This is a genomic window from Polaromonas sp. P1_G2 (assembly GCF_056405515.1).
Genome location: NZ_JBFUBY010001035.1, coordinates 1 through 478 on the forward strand (window position 1 = coordinate 1; position 478 = coordinate 478).

Genomic DNA, 478 nt, shown 5'->3' on the forward strand with positions numbered 1-478 from the left:
CCACCAAGCCCTATCGCTTGCTGCCGCTGTCGACGATGACGACGGTAAGGGGAATCTTACGATAGCTGTCACGCGGTGCGCGTTCCCGGCGACCGCTGCGGCGTGCCGCGCGAGGGTTCCATAACCTTGCGGATGGCATCCGTCACCTTGGAGACCATGGCCGCCTCTTCAGCGGTGAGTTCGAGCCGAATGTCCCCATCGCACGCGGCGGCCAGTTCATAAAGTTCGAGCACGTCCTTCGCGCCGGAGAGGAGCATCGCCTTGGATGCGGTGATCCTGTCGTCTTGCCATGCTTCTAATGCATCGTGGACCGACATCATGTTCCAGTTCCTCTCTACACCCAATATAGCCGGCTCCGGAGTGTCTTTCAAACGCGGGCGCGTGACGAGACATGGGCGCATCACCCCCTCTACAACCCCAGCCACCATTCGCCGCCTCGCCCGCACAATCAAATCGGCAGCGGCCGGTTCTGCAGCAC

The 478-nt window shown here is 61.7% G+C and carries 1 protein-coding gene; it reads right to left on the minus strand.

What is annotated here, in order from left to right; translation table 11 throughout:
• Nucleotides 1-68: 68 nt before the first annotated feature.
• The coding region (locus AC1D0P_RS28930) for a hypothetical protein (protein WP_477679881.1) at nucleotides 69-478 on the minus strand (410 nt) is incomplete at its 5' end.